General features: G+C 61.5%; 19 protein-coding genes. 10 read left to right on the top strand and 9 right to left on the bottom strand.

Annotation, left to right across the window (positions count from 1 at the left end; genetic code table 11):
• The first annotated feature begins 25 nt into the window (after positions 1 to 25).
• Together ACOCLD_RS04650 and ACOCLD_RS04655 are read left to right on the top strand one after the other, a co-directional pair.
• A complete protein-coding gene (locus tag ACOCLD_RS04650; protein ID WP_233683396.1) occupies positions 26 to 1,060 on the top strand; it encodes a type IV pilus twitching motility protein PilT in 1,035 nt (344 codons plus the stop codon).
• 104 nt (positions 1,061 to 1,164) lie between these two features.
• A complete protein-coding gene (locus ACOCLD_RS04655) occupies positions 1,165 to 2,310 on the top strand; it encodes a PilT/PilU family type 4a pilus ATPase (RefSeq protein ID WP_257776760.1) in 1,146 nt (381 codons plus the stop codon).
• Here ACOCLD_RS04655 and ACOCLD_RS04660 read toward each other — a convergent pair.
• Both ACOCLD_RS04660 and ACOCLD_RS04665 read right to left on the bottom strand, forming a co-directional pair.
• Positions 2,276 to 3,154 carry a TIGR03915 family putative DNA repair protein gene (locus ACOCLD_RS04660; protein WP_422911027.1) on the bottom strand — a complete coding sequence of 293 codons (879 nt, stop codon included), beginning with the start codon at positions 3,152 to 3,154 and terminating at the stop codon, positions 2,276 to 2,278. The genes ACOCLD_RS04655 and ACOCLD_RS04660 overlap by 35 nt on opposite strands.
• Positions 3,154 to 4,365, bottom strand: a complete 1,212-nt coding sequence (locus ACOCLD_RS04665) for a putative DNA modification/repair radical SAM protein (RefSeq protein WP_422911028.1) — start codon at positions 4,363 to 4,365, stop codon at positions 3,154 to 3,156. The genes ACOCLD_RS04660 and ACOCLD_RS04665 overlap by 1 nt, the downstream gene beginning before the upstream one ends.
• Positions 4,366 to 4,521: 156 nt before the next feature.
• On the opposite strand from ACOCLD_RS04665, the gene ACOCLD_RS04670 reads away from it, so the two are divergent.
• Positions 4,522 to 4,920, top strand: coding sequence for an NINE protein (locus tag ACOCLD_RS04670; protein WP_233683400.1), 399 nt, complete (start codon positions 4,522 to 4,524; stop codon positions 4,918 to 4,920).
• 110 nt (positions 4,921 to 5,030) lie between these two features.
• Here the strand turns inward: ACOCLD_RS04670 and ACOCLD_RS04675 are convergent, their stop codons facing one another.
• Genes ACOCLD_RS04675 through gshB form a run of 7 tightly spaced genes read right to left on the bottom strand, consistent with a single transcriptional unit; the run spans position 5,031 to position 10,824 of the window.
• Positions 5,031 to 6,302 carry a dihydroorotase gene (locus ACOCLD_RS04675; protein WP_422911029.1) on the bottom strand — a complete coding sequence of 424 codons (1,272 nt, stop codon included), beginning with the start codon at positions 6,300 to 6,302 and terminating at the stop codon, positions 5,031 to 5,033.
• Positions 6,302 to 7,312 carry an aspartate carbamoyltransferase catalytic subunit gene (locus ACOCLD_RS04680; RefSeq protein WP_422911030.1) on the bottom strand — a complete coding sequence of 337 codons (1,011 nt, stop codon included), beginning with the start codon at positions 7,310 to 7,312 and terminating at the stop codon, positions 6,302 to 6,304. Before ACOCLD_RS04680 ends, ACOCLD_RS04675 begins: the two co-directional genes overlap by 1 nt.
• 10 nt (positions 7,313 to 7,322) lie before the next feature.
• On the bottom strand, positions 7,323 to 7,829 hold the full coding sequence (gene pyrR, locus ACOCLD_RS04685; RefSeq protein ID WP_422911031.1) for a bifunctional pyr operon transcriptional regulator/uracil phosphoribosyltransferase PyrR: 507 nt from the start codon (positions 7,827 to 7,829) through the stop codon (positions 7,323 to 7,325).
• Between the two features lie 22 nt (positions 7,830 to 7,851).
• Positions 7,852 to 8,289: a Holliday junction resolvase RuvX gene (ruvX, locus tag ACOCLD_RS04690; protein WP_233683404.1), complete on the bottom strand. Its 438-nt coding sequence runs from the start codon at positions 8,287 to 8,289 to the stop codon at positions 7,852 to 7,854.
• Positions 8,289 to 8,858 carry a YqgE/AlgH family protein gene (locus tag ACOCLD_RS04695; RefSeq protein WP_422911032.1) on the bottom strand — a complete coding sequence of 190 codons (570 nt, stop codon included), beginning with the start codon at positions 8,856 to 8,858 and terminating at the stop codon, positions 8,289 to 8,291. The genes ruvX and ACOCLD_RS04695 overlap by 1 nt, the downstream gene beginning before the upstream one ends.
• Positions 8,859 to 8,908: 50 nt before the next feature.
• Positions 8,909 to 9,805: an energy transducer TonB gene (locus tag ACOCLD_RS04700; RefSeq protein ID WP_233683406.1), complete on the bottom strand. Its 897-nt coding sequence runs from the start codon at positions 9,803 to 9,805 to the stop codon at positions 8,909 to 8,911.
• 56 nt (positions 9,806 to 9,861) lie between these two features.
• Positions 9,862 to 10,824 (bottom strand): glutathione synthase, encoded by a 963-nt coding sequence (gshB, locus tag ACOCLD_RS04705; RefSeq protein ID WP_422911033.1) that lies wholly within the window; start codon positions 10,822 to 10,824, stop codon positions 9,862 to 9,864.
• 242 nt (positions 10,825 to 11,066) lie between these two features.
• On the opposite strand from gshB, the gene pilG reads away from it, so the two are divergent.
• From pilG to ACOCLD_RS04740, 7 genes are all read left to right on the top strand, one after another.
• Complete coding sequence (gene pilG, locus ACOCLD_RS04710) at positions 11,067 to 11,474, top strand: twitching motility response regulator PilG (protein WP_108094981.1); 408 nt, start codon at positions 11,067 to 11,069, stop codon at positions 11,472 to 11,474.
• Positions 11,475 to 11,521: 47 nt separating this feature from the next.
• Positions 11,522 to 11,887 (top strand): twitching motility response regulator PilH, encoded by a 366-nt coding sequence (gene pilH / locus ACOCLD_RS04715; RefSeq protein WP_108485952.1) that lies wholly within the window; start codon positions 11,522 to 11,524, stop codon positions 11,885 to 11,887.
• A 45-nt stretch (positions 11,888 to 11,932) separates the two neighbouring features.
• Positions 11,933 to 12,469, top strand: a complete 537-nt coding sequence (locus tag ACOCLD_RS04720; protein ID WP_233683408.1) for a chemotaxis protein CheW — start codon at positions 11,933 to 11,935, stop codon at positions 12,467 to 12,469.
• An 84-nt stretch (positions 12,470 to 12,553) separates the two neighbouring features.
• Positions 12,554 to 14,599, top strand: a complete 2,046-nt coding sequence (locus ACOCLD_RS04725; protein ID WP_233683409.1) for a methyl-accepting chemotaxis protein — start codon at positions 12,554 to 12,556, stop codon at positions 14,597 to 14,599.
• 68 nt (positions 14,600 to 14,667) lie between these two features.
• A complete protein-coding gene (locus tag ACOCLD_RS04730) occupies positions 14,668 to 15,525 on the top strand; it encodes a CheR family methyltransferase (RefSeq protein WP_392541071.1) in 858 nt (285 codons plus the stop codon).
• Between the two features lie 30 nt (positions 15,526 to 15,555).
• Positions 15,556 to 23,064 carry an Hpt domain-containing protein gene (locus ACOCLD_RS04735; RefSeq protein ID WP_422911034.1) on the top strand — a complete coding sequence of 2,503 codons (7,509 nt, stop codon included), beginning with the start codon at positions 15,556 to 15,558 and terminating at the stop codon, positions 23,062 to 23,064.
• Positions 23,061 to 24,080, top strand: coding sequence for a chemotaxis protein CheB (locus tag ACOCLD_RS04740; protein ID WP_392541069.1), 1,020 nt, complete (start codon positions 23,061 to 23,063; stop codon positions 24,078 to 24,080). Before ACOCLD_RS04735 ends, ACOCLD_RS04740 begins: the two co-directional genes overlap by 4 nt.
• Positions 24,081 to 24,098 lie beyond the last annotated feature (18 nt).

A 24,098-nucleotide genomic window follows, 5' to 3' on the forward strand; every position in this document is an offset into this window, starting at 1 on the left:
TGCTTGTCTGTCATTAGGGAGTCCCATGGATATCACTGAATTGCTGGCCTTCAGCGCCAAGCAAGGTGCATCGGACCTGCATCTCTCCGCTGGCCTGCCTCCGATGATTCGGGTCGACGGTGATGTTCGCCGGATCAATTTGCCTGCGCTGGACCATAAACAGGTGCATGCGCTGATCTACGACATCATGAACGACAAGCAGCGCAAGGATTTCGAGGAGTTCCTCGAGACTGACTTCTCCTTTGAAGTGCCCGGCGTGGCGCGTTTCCGGGTTAACGCCTTCAACCAGAACCGCGGTTCTGGCGCGGTATTCCGGACCATTCCGTCGAAAGTGCTGAGCATGGAAGACCTCGGCATGGGCGAGATCTTCCGCAAGATTTCCGATGTGCCGCGCGGCCTGGTGCTGGTAACCGGGCCGACCGGTTCGGGCAAGTCGACCACCCTGGCGGCGATGCTCGACTACATCAACAGCAACAAGTATCACCACATCCTTACTGTCGAAGACCCGATCGAATTCGTTCACGAATCGAAGAAGTGCCTGGTCAACCAGCGTGAGGTGCATCGTGACACCCTGGGCTTCACCGAAGCCCTGCGCTCGGCACTGCGGGAAGACCCGGACATCATTCTGGTCGGTGAGATGCGTGACCTGGAAACCATCCGCCTGGCGCTGACCGCTGCAGAAACCGGTCACCTGGTGTTCGGCACCCTGCACACCACCTCGGCGGCCAAGACCATCGACCGCGTGGTCGACGTGTTCCCGGCGGAGGAGAAATCCATGGTGCGCTCCATGCTCTCCGAATCGCTGCAATCGGTGATTTCGCAGACCCTGCTGAAGAAGATCGGCGGCGGTCGTGTGGCAGCCCACGAAATCATGATCGGTACCCCGGCCATCCGTAACCTGATCCGTGAGGACAAGGTGGCGCAGATGTATTCGGCGATTCAGACCGGCGGTTCGCTGGGTATGCAAACCCTCGACTCCTGCCTGAAAACCCTGGTCTCCAAAGGTATCGTCACGCGCGAAGCTGCGCGGGAAAAAGCCAAAACCCCGGAAAACTTCTAGACCGACAGCACCCAGGTGGTTCGCCACCGGGTCCACACCAGCGGCAATTCACGCGTCTGCCGCTGGCCTTTGCATAACCGCGTGATGCACATGGGCGAACAACGATGGAATTCGAAAAACTGCTGCGCTTGATGGTGGAAAAGGGCGGCTCTGACCTGTTTATTACCGCTGGCGTGCCACCGTCGATGAAGGTCAACGGTAAGATCATGCCGATCACCAAGACGCCCATGTCGCCGGAGCAGACCCGTGAAACCGTGCATGCGGTGATGAACGAGCAGCAGCGCCGCGACTTTGCCGAGAACCATGAGTGCAACTTCGCCATCAGCGCCCGTGGCGTTGGTCGTTTTCGTGTCAGTGCGTTTTACCAGCGCAACCTGGCCGGCATGGTGCTGCGTCGCATCGAGACCAATATCCCGACGCTGGACGAGCTGAAACTGCCGGAAATCCTCAAGAAACTGGCGCTGACCAAGCGCGGTCTGGTGCTGTTTGTCGGGGCGACCGGTACTGGTAAGTCGACTTCCCTGGCGGCGATGATCGGCTACCGCAACAAGAACAGCAGCGGCCACATCATTTCCATCGAAGACCCGATCGAATACATCCATCAGCACCAGAGCTGCATCGTCACTCAGCGTGAGGTGGGTATCGACACCGAGTCCTTCGAGGTGGCGCTGAAGAACACCCTGCGCCAGGCACCGGACGTGATTCTCATCGGTGAGGTGCGTACCCGCGAGACCATGGATCATGCCGTGGCCTTCGCCGAAACCGGTCACCTGTGCCTGGCCACACTGCACGCCAACAACGCCAACCAGGCGCTGGACCGCATCATCAACTTCTTCCCCTCCGACCGGCAGAACCAGGTGTGGATGGATCTGTCGCTCAACCTCAAGGCCATCGTCGCCCAGCAACTGATCCCGACCCCGGATGGCAAAGGCCGCCGCGCGGTGATCGAGGTATTGATCAACACCCCACTGGCGGCTGACCTGATCCGCAAGGGTGAGGTGCATGAGCTCAAGTCATTGATGAAACGCTCCACCGAGCAGGGTATGCAGACCTTCGACCAGGCGCTGTACAACCTCTACAGTCAGGGCGAGATCACCTACGAAGATGCGCTGCTGTACGCCGACTCGGCCAACGACCTGCGCCTGATGATCAAGCTCGGTTCGGAAACCGATGGCGACCACCTGAGCAGCATGGCCCAGGGCCTGTCGCTGGAAATCAGCGACGAAGAGCCGGGTCGCCGCTTCCGCTGACGTCCGGCACTTGCGCGCCGGTGTGGCGAATACGTTTGCCGCCCTGGCGCGCTACGGCTTCAGCCTGACCATCACGTTGCGCGCCGGCGCGGGCCTGGCTCATCAGTTGCGGGATCAGCGGGCCTTCCGGCAGGTTTTTCCAGAAGCGCACCGGCATGCTGGTTTCCAGGGCGCTGCGGTTCAGTCGCGCCGGGTTAAAGGTGCTGCCGTAATAGGCCAGCCACAGCGCTTCTCCCTCATCCTCCGGCGCTTGCGCCAGGCGTTGCCACTCACTCGGGCACGGCCGCTGGTAATGCAGGCGCTGGCCATCCCAATACACGCCGTCATCCGGTGTGGCAATCAGCCAGGTGGTTCGCCCCAGGCGTTCGGCAAAATGCTCGCTGGCACTGGCGAGAATGTCATGGGCCGGTTCGTGCCAGGCCACCAGCTGCGGGCCTTCGGCGTTTTCCGGGCGCGGATGAAAGCGTAAGAACGCATGCAGGTGATGGGCCTCGCGGCGTATCGCCTTGAGCCGTTTATGCAGTTGGCTGCCGTCAATGTCGCCCGGCAGCATGGCGGCGCGATCGCCCTGAGCAACGCGCCAGAGAATCCGATAGAGCAGGCTCCAGCGATCCTCGACGCGAAAGCGTGCAGCGCTCTGCAGCAGTTCCAGCAGTTGCTTGGGGATTCGCAGTGGCGGTGTCGCGGCTGGTGCATTGTTGGGTACTGGTGCGTGGTCGAATAGCCCGCCACTGTCGCCGTCCGTCAGCCAGGTGATCTGATGCGGCGGCACACGCTGTTGTATCAGGCTTCTGGCGACCTCTCGCCAGCCGGCAAAGCTGCCGTCGAATAAGGCGCTGTGCATCACCACAACGCCATCTGTGCGGGTGTTTCGCTGAGTTGCTGGCGCAGCAACAGGGATTCGCGGCTGGCCTGCAGGGGGCGATAATCCTGGGTGACGATAAAGGGCTTGGCCTTTTCCAGCGCGCAGCGCAGGCGCGTCAGGTCGTCGAAACGAATGCGTTTCTGCCGGCGCAGGGCGACCAGGCGCTTGGCGCTGAGCACGCCGATGCCAGGTACGCGGGCAATCATGGCCGGTTCGGCGCGATTGAGGTCGACGGGGAAGTGCTCACGGTTGTTCAGCGCCCAGGCCAGTTTCGGGTCGATATCCAGGGCCAGGTTGCCGGGGCCGTTGAGCAATTCACCCACTTCGAAACCGTAGCCGCGCAGGAGAAAATCGGCCTGATACAGGCGGTGCTCACGTAGCAAGGGCGGCGCTTCAAAGGGCACGGTATTCGGGCTTTGCGGGATCGGGCTGAACGCCGAGTAATACACCCGGCGCAGGCGATAGTTGCCGTAGAGCGAGGCGGCGGTGTGCAGGATGGTGCTGTCATCGGTGGCGTCGGCACCGATGATCATCTGCGTGCTCTGGCCGGCAGGAGCGAAGCGCGGCGCTCGTAGCTCTGCGCGGGCCTCGCTCTCACCCTGATGAATCGAGTGCATGGCCTGCTTGATGGTGCGCACCTGCTTTTCCGGGGCCAGGCGGATCAGGCTGCTTTCGGTGGGCAGTTCGATATTCACACTCAGGCGATCGGCATAACGGCCGGCTTCGGCGATCAGAAGCGGGTCGGCGTCGGGAATGGTCTTGAGGTGGATATAGCCACGGAATTCATGCTCTTCACGTAGCAGCTTGGCCACGCGGATCAGCTGCTCCATGGTGTAGTCGGCCGAGCGGATGATGCCGGAGCTGAGGAACAGGCCACTGATGCAATTGCGCTTGTAGAAGTCCAGGGTCAGCGTCACCACTTCCTCGGGGGTGAAGCGCGCACGCGGCACGTCGCTGGAGCGGCGGTTGACGCAGTACTGGCAGTCATAGAGGCAGAAGTTGGTCAGCAGGATCTTCAGCAGTGCCACGCAGCGCCCGTCTGGGGTAAAGCTGTGGCATATGCCCATGCCGTTGGTCGAGCCGATACCGCTCTTGCCTTTGGAGCTGCGGTTGGGCGCGCCGCTGCTGGCGCAGGAGGCGTCGTACTTGGCGGCGTCGGCGAGTACGGTGAGTTTTTCGATCAGTTGCATGGTGCTGCCTGCTTAACTGGTTATGCATACAGTATTTAACAATCGCCGGCAGGCTTCAAGTGTGGATGTGACTGTGCTCGCGCTGGGTTTCCCCGGGCAGCGAACCTTGCGTAGAGTGTGGCGTCAAAGTGTTATCAGCCATCAGGAGGCACACCTATGCAGCGACAGGACACGCACAGCAAACTTATCGGTTACCTGCTGTGGATTTTCGGTTTTCTCGGCGCGCACCGTTTCTATTACGGCAAACCGGTGACCGGAACCATCTGGTTCTTCACCTTCGGTCTGCTGTTTATCGGCTGGATCGTCGACCTGTTCCTGATCCCGGCGATGGATCGCGAAGCCGATCTGCGCTTTACCGCCGGCGATACCGATTACAACGTCGCCTGGATTCTGCTGACCTTCCTCGGCATCTTCGGTGTGCACCGCATGTACCAAGGCAAGTGGATCACCGGGATCATCTACCTGTTTACCGGTGGCCTGTTCCTGCTCGGCGTGCTGTATGACTTCTGGACGCTGAACACCCAGGTGTCGATCAAGAACGCTGAGCGCGCTTGAATCTCAGACAACAAAAAGCCCGCCAATTGGCGGGCTTTTTGTTGTCTGGCTGATCCATAGCCTGTTTTTAACACCCCAGGGCCGACGCGTAGCAGATCGTAAGTAGGTTCTCAGGCCTGATAGCTGATACGGCCATCCACCAGGGTGTAACGCACGGCACCCGGCAGGCAGTGGCCGATAAACGGGCAGTTGGCGCCTTTCGAGTACCAGGTTTCGCCTGCCAGGGTCGAGGCCTGTGGATCGAACAGCAGCAGGTCGGCGGCTGCACCTACGCTCAGTTTGCCAGCGGGCAGGCGCAGCGCCTGTGCCGGGCCGGCACTCAGGCGGGCGAGCAGGGTGGGCAGGTCAAGCAGGCCGTCCTGTACCAGGCTCAAGGCCAGCGGCAGCAGCAGTTGTACGCTGCTGATGCCCGGTTCGGTAGCGCCGAAGGGCGCCAGTTTGGCGTCACGCTCGTGCGGCTGGTGATGGCTGGCAATCGCCGAGATTACCCCGCTCTTCACCGCCGCGCGCAGACCATCACGGTCGGCGGCGGTGCGCAGTGGCGGTTGCACGTGGTACAGGCTGGAGAAGTCGCCAAGTGCCTCATCGGTGAGGATCAGTTGATACAACGCCACATCGGCGGTGACCGGCAGGCCACGGGCCTGGGCGTCGGCGATCAGCTGGGCACCGCGCGCGCTGGTCAGTTGGCTGAAGTGCGCGCGCACGCCGGTCTGCTCGACCAGCAGCAGGTCGCGGGCCAGGGCCACGGTTTCCGCACTTTCCGGAATGCCCGGCAGGCCGAGGAAGCTGGCGGTGGCGCCTTCGTGCGCCAGGCCGCCTTCGGCGAGATCGTGGTCCTGGGAGTGGAAGATCACCGTCAGGTCGAAGGTGGCGGCGTATTCCAGAGCACGGCGCAGGGTGCGGTTATTGCGGAAGCTGTCCAGACCGTTGCCAAAGGCCACGCAACCGGCGTCGCGCAGGGCCACCAGTTCGGCCAGCTGCTCGCCTTCCAGGCCTTTGCTCAACGCGCCAATCGGGAACACCTTGGTATGCCCGGCTTCGCGGGCGCGGTCGAGGATCAGCTCGGCCACTGCCGGGGTATCCAGCACCGGTTTGGTAAACGGCGGGCAGCACAGGCTGGTGACGCCACCGGCGGCGGCGGCCAGGGTTTCCGTGGCGATGCTGCCTTTGCGGCTGTAACCCGGCTCGCGCAGGGCGACGTTGAGGTCGACCAGTCCAGGCGCGGCAACCAGGCCCTGGGCCTTGATGCTCTGCTCGGCGACGAAACCGGCGGGTGCCTGGCCGATGGCGATGATTTTGCCGCCTTCGATGTACAGATCGGCCTGCTGATCGAAGCCGCTATTGGGGTCGATCACGCGGGCTCCGAGGATACGGATACGCATCAGTTCTGCTCCTCGGCATCTTGATTGAGTTGGCGCTGCGCGGTCTGCCCGCTCATGGCCATGGACAGCACCGCCATGCGGATGGCAATGCCGTAGGTGACCTGGTTGAGAATCACCGACTGCGGGCCGTCAGCCACCGCCGATTCGATTTCCACACCGCGGTTGATCGGCCCCGGGTGCATCACCAGCGCATCCGGCTTGGCCAGTTTCAGGCGTTCTTCGGTGAGGCCGAACAGGCGGTAGAACTCACCTTCGCTGGGCAGCAGGCCGCCGGTCATGCGCTCACGCTGCAGGCGCAGCATGATCACCACGTCAACGTTCTTGAGGCCGGCGGTCATGTCGCTGTAGACGGTCACGCCATATTGCTCGATGCCGACCGGTAGCAGGGTTTTCGGCGCGATCACGCGGATATCCGGGCAGCCGAGGGTTTTCAGCGCGAGCATGTTCGAGCGTGCCACGCGCGAATGCAGGATGTCGCCGACGATGGCCACCGAGAGGTTTTCAAAGCTGCCCTTGTGCCGGCGGATTGTCAGCATGTCGAGCATGCCCTGGGTCGGGTGGGCGTGACGGCCGTCGCCGCCGTTGATGATCGCCAGGTTCGGGCACACGTGCTCGGCAATAAAGTGCGCGGCACCGGAGTCGGCATGGCGCACGACGAAGATGTCGGCGGCCATGGCTTCCAGGTTGCGCAGGGTGTCGAACAGCGTTTCACCCTTGCTGGTCGAGCTGGTCGACACGTTCAGGCTGATCACGTCAGCGGACAGGCGCTGGGCCGCCAGCTCGAAGGTGGTACGGGTGCGTGTGGAGTTCTCGAAGAACACGTTGCACACGGTCTTGCCGCGCAGCAACGGGACTTTTTTCACCGCACGGGCGCCGACTTCGAGGAAGGAGTCGGCGGTGTCGAGTATTTCCGTCAGCAGCTCGCGCGGCAGGCCGTCGAGGGACAGAAAGTGGCGCAGTTGGCCTTGGTCATTCAGCTGCAGCGGGCGCTTGGCGGCTATGGTCGTCATCTGGCGAGTCTCAGTGGGCAAGCGTCTGGAGTTCGAGGGTCAGCGGCGTGGGGCCGGACAATTTTACCCGCTGATCTGCTGCCAGCGACAGGGTGGCACCGACCACGTCCGGGCGGATCGGCAGCTCGCGGGCATTCAGGTCAAGCAGGCTGACCAGAGTCACGCTGGCCGGGCGGCCGTAATCGAACAGTTCATTGAGTGCCGCACGGATGGTACGGCCGCTCATCAGTACGTCATCGATCAGCACCAGGTGCTGGCCTTCGATCTCGAATGGCAGCTCGGATGGTTGCACCTGAGGATGCAGGCCGTTCTGGGTGAAGTCGTCACGGTAAAAGGACACATCGAGAATACCCAGTGCATCCTGGCGACCGAGGGCTTCGAGCAGCGCCTGGGCGACCCAGACTCCGCCAGTGCGGATGCCGATAAAGCGCGGTTCGCTGATCTGTCGGCTGTTCAGGTGCTGGGTGAGCGCGGAGGCCATTTGCGGCAGCAGGTCGGCGGGTGTGGGCAAATGCATGGCAAAACTCCTTGGTGCGGGCTTAGCCCAGGCAATTTTCTTCGAGCCAGCCTTGCAGCAGCAGCGCCGCAGCAATGGCATCGACCGGGCGCTCGCGGTAGCCGCCACTTTGTCCTTCGCGCAGGCGCTGGCCCTTGGCCTCAAAGGTGGTCAGGCGTTCGTCATGGGTGTGTACCGGCAGGTTGAAGCGGCCGTTAAGGCGGCGGGCGAATTTTTCCGCGCGCTCGCTCATCTCGCTTTTCGTGCCATCCATGTTCAGCGGCAGGCCGACGACGATGGCATCCGGCTGCCATTCCTTGATCAGCGCTTCGACTTTCTGCCAGTCCGGCACGCCGTTCTGCGCCTTGAGGATGCACAGCTCGCGGGCCTGGCCGGTGATCACTTGGCCGACCGCAACGCCGATCTGTTTGCTGCCGTAATCGAAGCCCAGCAGCAGGCGTAGTGGTTTTGCCTCGGCCATCAGGCGTGCCCGGCTTGTGACGTGAGCAGGCTGAGATTGATGCCCAGGCGCGCGGCTGCGGCGTTCAGGCGCTGGTCGAACGGCAGGTCGAAGAGGATCGCGTGGTCCGCCGGGCAGGTTAGCCAGGCGTTGTCGGCCAGCTCGGCTTCCAGCTGCCCGGCTTCCCAGCCGGCATAACCGAGAGTGATCAGGTATTTCTCTGGGCCGGTGCCGTCAGCAATGGCGAACAGCACGTCCTGTGAGGTCGACAGGCCCAGCTCGCCCAGCTCCAGGGTCGCCTGAAACTGCGGGCCGCTGGGGTGCAGGACGAAACCGCGGTCGGTCTGCACCGGGCCGCCAGTAAAGATCGGCAGGCTCTGGCAGAGCACGGGAGGTTCGTCATCCGGGCGCAGTTGTTCCAGCACATCGGCCAGGTTGAGGCCGTTGGGCTTGTTGATCACCAGGCCCATGGCGCCGTGTTCGTTGTGATCAATCAGGTAGGTAACGGTTTGCGCAAAATGCGGATCGGCCATGTGTGGCATGGCGATCAGGAAGTGATGCTTGAGGTAGCTGGGGCTGGCGTCTTTCATGGCGTTAGTTTGGAGCTTCGGGCGGCAAGCCTCAAGCAGTGCGCGCAGATTCAGTTGCTCGACAGGCGGTCGCCGCGCTCGAAACGCCAGGTGCGGATGATTTCCAGGCGGTCGACATCGGCCAGATCGCCAGTGAACGGGGCAAACGGCGCGGCCAGGCGCACGATGCGCAAGGCGGCCTGGTCGAGCAGACGCTGGCCGGAGGACTCCAGTACCTGCACTTCGTACAGGGTGCCGTCACGGTTGATCGACACCAGCAGGCGCAGGCTGCCGTAGATGCCCTGGCGGCGTGCTTCATCCGGGTAATTCAGGTTGCCGACGCGTTCGACCTTCTTGCGCCATTCATCTTTGTACCAGGCACCTTTGTCGCGCATGGTCGAGGCGGCGTTGAGACGGTGGATCTTCGGCCGCTTGGCGTATTGCTGAACTTCCTGGGCCAGTTCGGCCTCCAGGCTGGCGATCTCGGACGACAACTGGGCACTGTCGAACACCGGCGCCGGACGTGCTTGCGGGTTGGGCTTGGCTTCTTCGCGCTTGACCGGGGTTTTCTGCTGCTGTGGGGCGCGGGTGGCGACGGCAGCTTTCGGCGCCTGCTGGCGTGCTGCGGGTTGTTGCGGTGCGGCAGGCGGCGTAACGCGCTTGACTTCACTGTCCTGAAACAGTGCCTGTTCGGTGGTCTTCGGCGCGGCCTTGTGTTCCAGAGTACCGCTGCCTTGCTGGTTGTCCTGGGCGAGGAAGTCGGCCTCTTTGGGCTTTTCCTCGCTCTTGAAGGTGGACAGGGTGATTTCCAGGGTTTTGCTGATCTGGCTCGGCTCGGCCAGGGTAAAACCCAGGCCGAGGATCAGCGCGGCATGCAGTACTGCTGCGAGAAACAGGGTAAAGCCCAGGCGATCCGCCGGCTTTACGCCGGCGCTGGAAAGTTCAGGGAGTTGGGCGGCTGCGTTCATCGCATATCGGGTCTGCTCAGGTTGCCGCGCAGTCTGCCGAGGGCGCATGGAAAAGTCTATGAAGCACTGCGCGCATTGAGCTTCTCGGCAATCTTGTCCATCAGGCGTTCACCGATGCGTGTGTCGAAGGCTGCGTCGATTTCGCGGATGCAGGTCGGGCTGGTGACGTTGATTTCGGTCAGGTGCTCGCCGATCACGTCCAGACCGACGAACAGCAGGCCTTTCTCGCGCAGCGTCGGGCCAACTGCAGCAGCGATTTCGCGGTCGCGCTCGCTCAGTGGGCGGGCCTCACCGCGTCCGCCGGCGGCAAGGTTGCCACGGGTTTCGCCGGCTGCGGGAATGCGCGCCAGGCAGTAGGGTACCGGCTCGCCGTCAATCATCAGAATGCGCTTGTCGCCATCCTTGATCGCTGGCAGGTAACCCTGGGCCATGATCTGCTGCTGACCGTGGTTGGTCAGCGTCTCGAGAATCACCGAGAGGTTGGGATCGCCCTCGCGGTGCCGAAATATCATCGATCCGCCCATGCCATCGAGGGGTTTGAGAATGATGTCACGCTGCTCTTTGGCAAACTCGCGCAGAATGTCGGCCCTGCGGCTGACCACGGTCGGCGGCGTGTATTGGCTGAACTGGGTGGCGAAGTATTTTTCATTGCAGTCGCGCAGGCTCTGCGGGCGGTTGACCACCAGCACCCCGTCCTGCTCGGCTTGTTCCAGCAGGTAAGTGGAGTATATGAACTCGTTGTCGAAGGGCGGGTCCTTGCGCATCAGGATCACGTCCAGCTCGCTCAGGGCGATGTCCTGTTCGGCGCCGAGTTCGAACCAGCGCTGCGGGTCGTTGAATACGCTAAGCTCTGTAAGTCGAGCGCGGGCTTGGCCTTTGCTCTGGTAAAGGTCTTTCTGCTCCATATAGAAGAGAGACCAGCCGCGTGCTTGTGCAGCAAGCAGCATGGCCAGCGAGCTGTCCTTCTTGAAGCTGATCTGGGCGATGGGGTCCATGACAATGCCGAGGCGGACGCTCATGGCGGTGTTCTCCGTAAAAATGGCAGCGTTTTGGGTGGGCTGCGGCTGTGATATGGCGTCAGGGTGGCGCTGGCAGGTCGGGTGGTCAAGGAAAAACCTTGGCCCCGCGCGGCTTATAGATTGCATCAGGAGAGTGTGCTAAAAAGGCCCGACGATTGGGTTGTAGCCCGTCGGTGACAGGGCCTCAGGCGCACTGATATAACGCAAAAATAACGACTCACCGAGGCGATGGTAGGGCAAACATGGAACAGCATTCCGAGGGTTTGAGGGTGATGGTGATCGACGATTCGAAAACGATTCGTCGTACCGCGGAAACCCTGCTGAAAAAGGTGGGCTGCGAGGTAATTACCGCAGTTGACGGCTTCGATGCCTTAGCAAAGATCGCCGACACCCATCCGAACATCATTTTTGTCGACATCATGATGCCGCGGCTCGATGGCTATCAAACCTGTGCCTTGATCAAGAACAACAGCGCTTTCAAATCCACTCCGGTGATCATGCTGTCCTCCAAGGACGGCCTGTTCGATAAAGCCAAGGGGCGCATTGTCGGCTCCGATCAATACCTGACCAAGCCCTTCAGCAAAGAAGAGCTGCTCGGTGCGATCAAAGCTCATGTGCCTGACTTTACGCCGGTTGAACAAGCGTCCTGACGCCTGGCTGAATAGCTGAGCGCCTTTTTAAAGTATTGGGAAACACCATGGCTCGAATTCTGATTGTTGATGACTCGCCGACTGAAATGTACAAACTGACCGCCATGCTGGAAAAGCATGGTCATCAGGTACTCAAGGCGGAAAATGGTGCTGACGGCGTTGCTTTGGCGCGCCAGGAAAAGCCTGATGCCGTGCTGATGGATATCGTCATGCCGGGCCTCAATGGCTTCCAGGCCACTCGTCAGCTGACCAAGGATGCTGACACCAGCCATATCCCGGTGATCATCGTCACCACCAAGGATCAGGAAACCGACAAGGTCTGGGGCAAGCGCCAGGGCGCGAAGGATTACCTGACCAAGCCAGTTGACGAAGAAACCCTGGTTAAAACCTTGAATGCGGTATTGGCCGGCTAATACCTGGTTTGTCCGCAATTAAAAAAGAATAAGGCCGCAGCTGGCATGTCGGACGCGCAAACACCTTTTCAGACTCTTCAGGATATCGACAGGCTCTGTCGCTCGCTTGCTGCTGGCTTGCCCTCGCAGCAAGCGGTGGTGCAGACCTGGAGTGGTATTGGCTTTCGCATGGGCGAGCGCTTCTTCGTCGCGCCGATGGGCGAGGTTGGCGAGGTGCTGCATGAGCCGCGCCATACCTTGTTGCCCGGTGTGAAAAGCTGGGTCAAAGGCGTAGCCAACGTGCGTGGCCGCCTGCTGCCGGTGATGGATCTGTGCGGCTTCTTCGGCAATGAGCTGTCGCCGTTGCGCAAAAAACGCCGTGTGCTGGTGGTTGATCACCAGGACGTATTTGCCGGCCTGACGGTCGATGAAGTATTCGGCATGCAGCATTTTCCTGTGGATACCTTCTCCGAGCAGCTGCCGCCGCTCGAGGCGTCCATAGCACCCTTTATCCACGGAGTCTTTCAACGTGAACAGCCCTGGTTGGTGTTCAGCCCACACGCGCTGGCCCAGAACCCGGGTTTTCTCGACGTGGCGTATTAACAGTTTATCGGTGGGGTCGGCATTGCCGGCCTTTTGGCGTTACATGGGAACCGTAGTGCGGTCGGTCCAGGCGGGGGCCAGTAAATGAAAAAACTAAATGCAGGTAATTTGTTAGCAGGTGCGCGCAGTAGCACATTGATCGCAGGGCTGTTTATTGTCCTGATCGTTTCGATCGTGCTGTTGTTCGCCAACTTCGCCTACATCAACACGCAGTCCAACTACGACACGGAGTACATCGGCCACGCCGGTGAACTGCGCGTACTGTCCCAGCGTATTGCGAAGAACTCCACGGAAGCGGCAGCCGGTACGGCCGAAGCCTTCGGTTTGCTGCGCGATGCGCGCAACGACTTCCAGGCGCGCTGGGGTTACCTGACTGACGGTAACGAAACCACTGGTCTGCCAGCGGCACCTGAGTCACTGCAGGCGCAGATGGCTGTGGTGCAGCAGGACTGGGATACCCTGCGGCAGAACACCGACGCCATTCTGGCGAACGAACAGACCGTACTGTCGCTGCACCAGGTAGCTGCCACCCTGGCGGAAACCATTCCGCAACTGCAGGTCGAGTACGAGGAAGTGGTCGACATTCTGCTGGAGAGCGGTGCTCCCGCTGCCCAGGTCTCGGTTGCCCAGCGCCAATCGCTGCTGGCGGAACGTATCCTCGGTTCGGTGAACAAGGTACTGGCCGGTGACCAGGACTCGGTACAGGCCGCTGACATGTTCGGTCGCGACGCCAGCCTGTTCGGTCGCGTACTGGCCGCGATGCTGGAAGGCAACGCCGCCATGGAAATCTCCAAGGTGACCGACGAGGAAGCTCTCGAGCGTCTTGCGGAAATTTCCGAATTGTTCGAATTCGTATCCGGTTCGGTAGATGAGATTCTCGAAACCTCGCCGGAACTGTTCCAGGTGCGTGAATCGGCGAACGTCATCTTTACCGTATCGCAAACCCTGCTGGACAAGGCTTCCGACCTGGCTGTCGGCTTTGATGACCTGGCCACCGGCCGTGCCATCAACACCCTGTTTGGTTATGTGCTGGGCGCTCTGGCGCTGGGTTCGATCATCCTCATCGGCCTGGTGATGGTGCGTGAAACCAACCGTCGTCTGGCCTCCACTGCCGAGAAGAACGAACGTAACCAGGCGGCGATTCTGCGACTGCTCGACGAAATCGCCGACCTCGCCGACGGTGACCTGACCGTGGCCGCGACGGTAACCGAGGACTTCACCGGTGCCATCGCTGACTCCATCAACTACTCCATCGACCAGCTGCGTGACCTGGTAGCCACCATCAACCTGACCGCCGTTCAGGTAGCCGGTGCTGCCCAGGAAACCCAGGCCACGGCGATGCACCTGGCCGAAGCTTCCGAGCACCAGGCGCAGGAAATTGCTGGTGCTTCTGCGGCGATCAACGAAATGGCCGTGTCGATTGACCAGGTATCGGCGAACGCCTCGGAGTCCTCCGCGGTAGCGGAACGTTCCGTAGCCATCGCCAACAAGGGTAACGAAGTCGTACACAACACCATCACCGGTATGGATAACATCCGTGAGCAGATCCAGGACACCTCGAAGCGGATCAAACGCCTCGGTGAATCGTCCCAAGAGATCGGTGACATCGTTAGCCTGATTAACGACATTGCCGACCAGACCAACATCCTCGCCCTGAACGCCGCGATCCAGGCCTCCATGGCCGGTGACGCGGGCCGAGGCTTCGCCGTGGTAGCGGACGAAGTACAGCGCCTCGCAGAACGTTCCTCTGCTGCAACCAAGCAGATCGAGGCACTGGTTAAGACGATTCAGACCGACACCAACGAAGCCGTTATCTCGATGGAGCAAACGACGTCGGAAGTGGTACGCGGTGCTCGTCTGGCACAGGACGCCGGGGTGGCACTGGAAGAGATCGAGAAGGTATCGAAAACCCTCGCGGCCTTGATTCAGAACATCTCCAACGCCGCTCGCCAGCAGGCCTCTTCGGCGGGCCACATTTCCAACACGATGAACGTGATCCAGGAGATCACCTCGCAAACCTCGTCCGGCACCACTGCCACCGCCAAGAGCATTGGTAACCTGGCCAAGATGGCCAGTGAAATGCGTAAGTCGGTATCCGGCTTTACCCTGCCGGGTGGGGAACAGGCTTAACCAGGTGCTGGGTGGCAGGCTGAAAGGCCTGCCGCTCAAGGGCTATGGCCGTGAGCGAGGGGCACGACATGCAGTCAGGCGTCTGGGCCTTGCAGCCTTTGGCAGACATGACAGCCACGGAGTTTCGTGACTGGCAGGTGCTGCTGGAGGAACGCACCGGGGTCGTTCTCAATGAGCGGCGACGGGCGTTTTTGCAGACCAATCTGAGTGCGCGGATGCGCGAGCTAGGTGTCATGGACTATGCCGCCTATTACCGGCAGGTCACCGATGGGCCGCGTGGTGCGGTGGAGTGGTCGACGCTGCTGGATCGTCTGACGGTTCAGGAAACGCGCTTCTTTCGTCATCGCCCGTCTTTTGAGGTATTGGAAAGTTACCTGCGTGAGCGTCTGCAACAAGGCATGACGCAACCCTGGGAGCTGTGGAGCGTTGGCTGTGCCAGCGGTGAAGAACCGTACTCGCTGGCCATCAGTGCGGCCGAAGTGCTGCGCGACACGCAACACCCTGATTTTTTTGGGGTGACGGGAACCGATATCAGCCTCAATGCCCTGAGTAAGGCGCGGGATGGCCAGTACGGTGCGCGCCGCCTGGAGTTGTTGGACAGCGACTTGTGCCAGCGTTATTTCCTGGCCCAGGACGATGGGCGTTTCAAAGTGGTGCCGACCCTGGCTGCGCGCGTGTGTTGTGCGCGGCTGAATGTGCTGGAACTGGCCAAGGCACCCATGTCCGGTATGGACGTTATTTTTTGTCAGAACTTGCTGATCTATTTTCGTCGCTGGCGTCGCCGCGAGATCCTCAACCGCCTGGCCGAGCGCCTGGTGCCCGGAGGCTTGCTGGTGGTTGGAGTGGGCGAAGTGGCAGGTTGGCAGCATCCGGAGTTGATCCCGGTGGCCGACGAGCGAGTCCTGGCGTTTACCCGCAAGGGATAAGGCAGAGCCAAGTTTATGAGTGGAGTGGCTATGGGTGATCGGCACGATTATGTCGCCCTGGAATGGGTCAAGGGCGAGATCGCGGAAACCCTGAAGCAGGCGCGTCAGGCGCTGGAGGCGTTCGTCGAGAACCCCCAGGACGCTACGCGCATGCGTTTCTGCCAGACCTATGTGCATCAGGTGCTTGGCACCCTGCAGATGGTCGAGTTTTTTGGCGCAGCCCTGCTGGCCGAAGAAATGGAGCAACTGGCCGGTGCCCTGATCGATGGGCGGGTGACCAACCAGGGTGAGGCTCTGGAAGTGCTGATGCAGTCGATTCTGCAACTGCCGGTGTACCTCGACCGTATCCAGACCGCTCGCCGCGACCTGCCGATGGTCGTGCTGCCTCTGCTCAACGACCTGCGCGCTGCGCGTGGGGAAAAGCTGCTGTCGGAAACCAGCCTGTTCGCCCCGGATATGTCCGGGCGTACTCCGGCCCTGCCCAACGAATCGATTGACCAGCTGCGTACCGCCGAACTGCCGGTGCTGCTGCGCAAATTGCGGCAGATGTTGCAGATGGCTCTGGTTGGGGTGATCCGCAACCAGGACCTGCCGACCAACCTGGGCTATATGGCACGGGTGTTCGCGCGCCTAGAAAATCTCTGCAAGGATTCGCCGCTGGGTTCGCTCTGGCAGATCGCCTCTGGTGTGGTCGAGGGATTGGCCAATGGCAGTGTTGCCAACGGTTCGTCGGTGCGCACGCTGCTGCGGCAGGTGGATAAAGAACTCAAGCGTCTGCTCGAGCAAGGCGCAGATGGCCTCAACCAGGCCGCCCCTGACGAACTAAGCAAGAACCTGCTGTTCTATGTAGCCAAGTCCTCGGCGCAGTCGCCGCGTGTGCGCACCCTGCGTGAACAGTACCGCCTCGACGACGCGCTGCCGGATAACGACGTGGTCGACGAGGAGCGCGCCCGCCTAGCCGGACCGGATCGTGACGCCATGCGTTCCGTGGTCGCCGCATTGTGTGAAGAACTGGTGCGGGTCAAGGACAGCCTTGATCTGTTCGTGCGCAGCGATCGCAGTCAGGTTTCGGACCTGGATGCACTCGCCGCGCCGCTCAAGCAGATTGCCGACACCCTCGCGGTGCTGGGCTTTGGCCAGCCGCGCAAGGTCATCGCCGATCAGCTCGATGTGGTCAGCAGCCTGGCCAAAGGGCAGGGTGAGCCAAGCGATGCGGTGCTGATGGATGTCGCCGGCGCGCTGCTGTATGTCGAAGCGACCCTGGCTGGCATGGTCGGCCCGGCGCAGGATGGCGGGCGTGAAGAAAGCCATCTGCCGACCACCGACGTGGCGCAGATTCATCAGTTGGTGATCAAGGAAGCGCGCAACGGCCTGGAACAGGCTAAAGACGCGATCATCGAATTCATCGCCTCGCAGTGGAACCACGAGCACCTGGCCCGCGTGCCCGAGTTGCTGACTCAGGTACGCGGCGGCCTGGCGATGATCCCGCTGCAGCGTGCCGCCGACCTGCTCAACGCCTGCAACCGCTATATCCAGGAACAACTGCTGGCACGCAAGGCTGTGCCCAACTGGCAGAACCTCGACACCCTGGCGGACGCCATCACCAGCGTTGAGTACTACCTTGAGCGTTTGGCTGAAGACCACGCAACTCAGGGCGACCTGATTCTCGACGTAGCCGAGGAAAGTCTGGAAAGCCTGGGTTACCCGCTCAAGGAAAAGCCCTCGATCCTCGATCGCATCGAGCCTGAGACCGAGTCCTTTGCGCCATTGGCAGACCCGCTGGATGATCTGGACGTGCTCGGTGCCGAGCCGGAGCCTGAGACGCAAACCGAGCCAACGCCGCCAGTCGCCGAGGAATCGCTGAGCCTGGAGCTGGCAGACGATTTCAGTGCTGAGTTCGCTGATCTGGACTCAACTACTATTGAGGCGCCGCGCAGCGAACCCGAGTGGTCGACTGCCAGCACCGAGGCCGATCTTGAGCTGGTAGACTTCAGTATTGATCTGGTCGACGCCGAGCCTCTGCCACTGCTGGAAAGCGCTGAGGAGCAAGCCGCTGATGAACTGTCGCTCGATAGCCTGGAGCTGGACGCTGCTGACAGCCTGAGCAACTGGGGCGAAGCCGAATTGGCTGCCCTTGAGCTGCCTGAGGTCGAACTGCCCAGCGCCCCGCTGAACGAAGAGCCTGAGCAACCGGTTGTCGAGAAAGCCCTGTCGATGGCCGATGTCATGGCCGCGCCAGTGCAGGCGATCAATCCGCCCGCTCACGACGTGCCGCCCAGCCTGTTGCCACCGCCGGCCGATGAAGAGCCGGTCGATGACGAATTGCTGGAAGTCTTTATCGAAGAAGTCGGTGAAGTGCTGGAAACCATTGGCGAGTACTTCCCGCAGTGGTGCGCCGATACTGACAACAAGGATGCCCTGAGCGAAATTCGCCGCGCCTTCCACACCCTCAAGGGCAGTGGCCGTATGGTACGTGCCCTGGTGATCGGTGAACTGGGCTGGGCGATTGAGAATCTGCTCAACCGTGTGCTCGACCGCACCATCACCCCGGGTGCTGACGTGCAGCAGGTGATCGCCGATGTGGTCGCCCTGATGCCGGCGCTGGTCGATGAATTTGCCAACAAGGCGCAGCGTCAGCGCGACGATGTCGACCTGCTGGCGGCGACCGCGCATGCCCTGGCCAAAGGTCGAACCCTCCCAAAACCTGAAGCCCCGGTGGAGCTGGTAGCTGAGCCCGAGGGCAGCCCAGTCGCTACCACCGAGACCAGTGCCGCCGTTGTTGCTGAAGACAACGACGACGGTCTCGACCCGCAGTTGCTGGAAATCTTCCGCAATGAAGCGGAGATGCACCTGGATACCCTGGTGGGTTTCCTCGCTGATTGTGCCCAGGAGCTGCCGCAACAAGTTACCGATGATCTGCAGCGCGCCCTGCACACCCTCAAGGGCAGTGCCTCGATGGCCGGTATTCAGCCGGTGGCAGAGATTGCCTCGCCGCTGGAAAAACTGGTCAAGGAGTTCAAAACCAACCTGATCCCGATGGATCTGGCAGAAGCCGAACTGCTCAGCAGCGCGGAAAAGCTGTTCCGACTGGGCCTTGAGCAGCTGGAAAGCCATCCATTGGCAGCCCTGCCCGGAGCCAGCGAGTTTCTTGAGCGCGTGCAGAAACTGCACAACGACCGCCTGGAACATGCGGAAAGCAGCCGCCAGAGCGAACCGGGTGAGAAGCGCGATCCGCAGATGATCAGCATCTTCCTGGCTGAAGGCATGGATATCCTGCTGGACGCTGAAGACCTGCTGCGCAAGTGGCGCGAACACCCGTCCGAGCGCCAGGAACTCAGCTCGCTGCTGGAGGAGTTGACCACACTTGGCCGTGGTGCCGAGATGGCTGATTTGCCGCAGATCGATGAGCTGTGCGAAGCGCTGCTTGACCTCTACGGTGCTGTGGAAGAAGGCAGCCTGGCGGTTAGCGAGCGGTTCTTCAGTGAGGCCGAGCAGGCCCACGAAGCCTTGATTGGAATGATGGATCAGGTAGCCGCAGCGCTGCAGGTCAGTGCCGCCCCCGAGCGGGTTATGGCGCTGCGCAACCTGCTGAATGAGGCACTGGATCCAAACACCCTGGCACTGCTGTCCAGCGATGGTGAGTCCGGCATCGAGATCGTCGAACTGGTCGACGCTACTGCGGCGCTTGAGACTGCGCTTGAGTCATCAGAATCGCACGAGCCGAATCCTGAATTGGCGCTTGATGCGCTTGTTGTGGACGAACAGCCGGTACCTCTCGCCGAGGTGATTGAGCCTGTTGAGGAATCCGCGGCGGCTTCGCTCTACGAGACGCTGGATGAGGAAATGGTGGCGATCTTCCTCGAAGAAGCCGTCGATATCCTCGACAGCGCCGGGCAAGCGCTGGAGCGCTGGCTGGCTGATCCGGAGAACAAGGCCGCACTGTCGTCCCTGCAGCGTGACCTGCACACCCTCAAGGGTGGTGCGCGCATGGCCGAGATTCGCCCGATTGGCGATCTTGCCCATGAACTTGAATCCCTTTACGAAGGCCTGGTCGATCGTCGCTATAGCTTCTCGCCTGCACTGGCTGGTCTGCTGCAGCAGAGCCATGACCAACTGGCACAGTTGCTGGAGCAACTGCAGGCCCGTGACGTCATGCGTTCGCCTGTGCAATTGATCGAGGCCATTCGCAGTTTCCGTCAAAGTGGTGGGCAGAGCTTGCCAGTGACCCCGGTGGCGCCTGAGCCTGTAGCCGAAGCCGAAGCCGAAGCCGAAGCCGAAGCCGAAGCCGAAGCCGAAGCCGAAGCCGAAGCCGAAGCCGAAGCCGAAGCCGAAGCCGAAGCCGAAGCCGAAGCCCTGCCTGAGCAGGAAACAGTCGAATTGCTGGACACCGAGCTGCCTGAACTGCCGGCGGTTGAAGAAGAGATCGACTTCGGCATTCTGGCGGACACCGCTCCGATCGCCGATGACATCAACCCGGCTGACGAGCTGCCGGTTGAGATCGAGGCATTTGCATTACCAGCTATCGAGTTGGATGAGCCGCCGTTTGAGCCCGAGTTGCCCGCGCCGGTTGAGTGGCAGGACACTCTTGTAGAGCCAGAGCCAGAGCCAGAGCCAGAGCCAGAGCCAGAGCCAGAGCCAGAGCCAGAGCCAGAGCCAGAGCCAGAGCCAGAGCCAGAGCCAGAGCCCGTTGTGGCTGTGGCAGCTGTGCCGGTGCTGGATGACGAACGAGACCCAGAACTGGTGGAAATCTTCCTTGAGGAAGGTTTCGACATCATCGACAGCGCCGGTGCAGCTCTGCAGCGCTGGATGGATGACGTCGACAACAGCCTGGAACTGGAGTCGCTGCAGCGTGACTTGCACACCCTCAAGGGTGGCGCCCGGATGGCCGAAATTCGTGAAATCGGCGATCTGGCCCACGAACTGGAATTCCTCTATGAAGGGCTTGGCCAGGGCCGTCTGCGTGCTAGTCAGGACCTCTTCACCCTGTTGCAGAACTGTCACGACAGCCTGGCAGAGATGCTTGAGGCTGTGCGCAACAAACAAACGGTCCCTGATGGCGATGCGCTGATCGAGACCATCAAACGTTTTCGCGCCAACCCCAACGAGCAACTGAGCATGCCGTCCTCGGTAGCCCTCAAGGCGGCCGAAACCGAGCAGGATGACGATGCCGAATCAGACATCCTCGACATCTTCCTCGAAGAAGGTGATGACTTGCTGGAGGCCATGGAAGAAGCTATCGGCCGTTGGGAAGCTGACCGTGAAGACGGCGCCGCCATCGATGAGATGCTGCGCATTCTGCACACCCTCAAAGGCGGTGCGCGGCTAGCCGGGCAGAAGCGTCTGGGCGACCTGACTCACAGCCTGGAGCAGCACCTGACCGAAGCGCAGATCCAGGGCGCGCCCTGGCCGCAAAGCCTGTTTGTCGACGTACAGTCGGGCTTTGAAGGTTTACAACAGGAACTCGATGCCCTGCGTCAGCGTTTGAATGACAGCCTGGCCGTTGATAGTGCTGCTGCGTCCAGCGAGGTTGTCGCGGCAGAACCGACTGCGCGTTTGCCTGAACTGGCTACACCGATTGTCGCCGCCAGTGCCATGCCGGCGCAGGAACTGGTGGCCAAGGTGCTGCCGTTCGTTCGGCGTGCCGAAGAGGCTGCACAGGAAGCCGCCTCGCGCCGCGCCCCGCAAGAACTGGTCAAGGTTCCTGCCGAACTGCTCGAGGGCCTGGTCAACCTGGCCGGTGAAACTTCGATTTTCCGTGGTCGGGTCGAGCAGCAGGTGAGTGACTTCGGTTTCACCCTCAGCGAGATGGAAGCCACCATCGATCGCGTGCGCGACCAGTTGCGCCGTCTCGATACCGAAACTCAGGCGCAGATTCTTAGCCGTATTCAGGCTGAAGCCGAGCGTGTGGGTTATGAAGATTTTGACCCGCTGGAAATGGACCGCCACTCGCAACTGCAGCAGCTGTCGCGCGCACTGTTCGAGTCCGCTTCCGACTTGCTCGACCTGAAAGAAACCCTGGCTGCGCGTAACCGCGATGCGGAAACCCTGTTGTTGCAACAGGCGCGGGTCAACTCCGAGCTGCAAGAAGGCCTGATGCGTACGCGCATGGTGCCGTTTGACCGCCTGGTGCCGCGTCTACGGCGTATCGTGCGGCAGATTTCCGGTGAGCTGGGCAAGCAGGTCGAGTTTATCGTCGGCAACGCTGAAGGCGAGATGGACCGTACCGTGCTTGAGCGTATCGTTGCGCCGCTGGAACACATGCTGCGCAACGCCGTCGACCACGGCATCGAGGCCGCTGACGTGCGCCGTGCCGCCGGCAAACCTGAGCAAGGCACCATTCGCCTGGCGCTGGGCCGCGAAGGTGGCGATATCGTTTTGACCCTGGCCGATGACGGTGGCGGGATTCGCCTGGAAGCAGTCAAACGCAAGGCCATCGAGCGTGGCCTGATGGATGCTGACTCCGACCTGACTGACTACGAAGTGCTGCAGTTTATCCTTGAGGCCGGTTTCTCTACCGCGGAGAAGGTTACGCAGATTTCCGGGCGTGGCGTCGGTATGGACGTGGTTCACTCCGAGGTCAAACAGCTTGGCGGTTCGATGAGCATCGAGTCGGTGCCCGGCACCGGCACCACCTTCACCATTCGCCTGCCGTTTACCGTATCGGTCAACCGCGCGCTGATGGTGCTGTCGGGTGAAGACCTCTACGCCATTCCGCTGAACACCATCGAGGGTATCGTGCGGGTTTCGCCGTACGAGCTGGAAGCCTATTACGCGCCGGATGCACCGCGCTTCGAATACGCTGGGCAGAGCTATGAGCTGCGTTACTTGGGCGACCTGCTGAACAATGGTCAGCAGCCCAAGCTGGTTGGCCAGAGCCTGCCGCTGCCGGTGATTCTGGTGCGCTCCAAGGAGCACGCCGTGGCCGTGCAGGTCGACTCCCTGGCCGGTTCGCGGGAGATCGTGGTGAAGAGCCTTGGCCCGCAGTTCGCCGGAGTGCACGGGATTTCCGGTGCGACCATCCTCGGTGACGGTCGCGTGGTGGTGATTCTCGACCTGCTGGCGACCATTCGTGTGCTGCATGCGCACCTGCTTACCCAGCTGCAGCCGCGTCAGCTCAAGCAGTCGGCCAGTGCCGCCGAAATCGAGGCGGATCGCCCGACCCTGGTCATGGTGGTCGACGACTCGGTTACCGTGCGCAAGGTCACCAGCCGCCTGCTCGAGCGCAATGGCATGAACGTATTGACGGCCAAGGACGGTGTGGATGCCATTTCCCAGCTGCAGGAGCGCAAGCCCGACATCATGCTGCTGGACATCGAAATGCCACGCATGGACGGTTTCGAGGTGGCAACCCTGGTGCGCCACGACGAAGGCCTGAAAGACCTGCCGATTATCATGATCACCTCGCGTACCGGTGAGAAACACCGTGAGCGGGCCATGAGCATCGGTGTCAACGAGTACCTCGGTAAGCCTTATCAGGAGTCCTTGTTGCTTGAAACCATTCAGCAATTGGTGGGCCGCCACCCGGTAAACCGCACATGACTGAGAAGACTGCAGCCCGCATTGCGGTGATCGCCGATACCTCCCTGCAGCGTCACGTGTTGCAGCAGGCGCTGACCGGCAGTGGTTATCAGGTGGTGATGAACAGTGACCCGGCGCGCCTCGATCAGGACACCCTGAGCGCCTGTGACACCGATTTGTGGTTGGTCGACTTGGCGCAGTCGGAAGACTCTCCGCTGGTCGACAGCCTGCTGGAAAGCGCCTCGGCGCCAGTGTTGTTTGGCGAAGGCCATGCCCCGGAGCGCCACTCGGAAAACTATCCGCGCTGGGAGCGCCGGTTGTTCGGCAAATTGAAGAAACTGGTTGGCGACCCGTCGCAGGCCGTGGGCCCGAGCCTGGAAGCCTTGCTGGCTGAAGCGCAGCGGCCATCGCGCCTGGACCTGCCGGCTGCACTGGCGGACACCCCGTTGGTGGCCGGTGAGCCGGCGCGCCAGGTATGGCTGCTGGCTGCCTCGCTAGGTGGGCCGGCGGCAGTCAAGGCGTTCCTCGATGCACTGCCGGGCGGTCTGCCAATCGGTTTTGTCTACGCCCAGCACATCGATGCCAGCTTCGAGAACGCCTTGCCGCAAGCCGTGGGTCGGCACAGTCAGTGGCACGTCAATCCGGCTCGGCATGGTGATGCCGTGCGCTGTGGCGAAGTGGTGGTTGTGCCGATCAGCCATGAGCTGGGGTTTGCCGATGACGGTGCGATGCAGATTGCCGAGCGTGGCTGGCCAGAGCCCTACAGCCCGTCGATCGACCAGATGATGCTCAACCTGGCTCAGCATTTCGGTGCCATGAGCGGTGTGATTGCCTTCAGCGGCATGGGCAGCGATGGCAGTGCCGCCGCCGCCTATGTCCGCCGTCAGGGCGGTTTGATCTGGACCCAGCGCGCTGACAGTTGCGCCTCTCCGAGTATGCCGGACAGCCTGCGTGAAGGCGGTTACAGCAGCCATAGCGGTGACCCGCGTGAGTTGGCCGAGGCACTGGTCAATCACCTGGCCGAGCAGTGCAGTTAATCCGGGCTGTGCCCTGAA

Source organism: Pseudomonas cimarronensis, from assembly GCF_049331905.1.
Lineage (GTDB): Bacteria > Pseudomonadota > Gammaproteobacteria > Pseudomonadales > Pseudomonadaceae > Aquipseudomonas.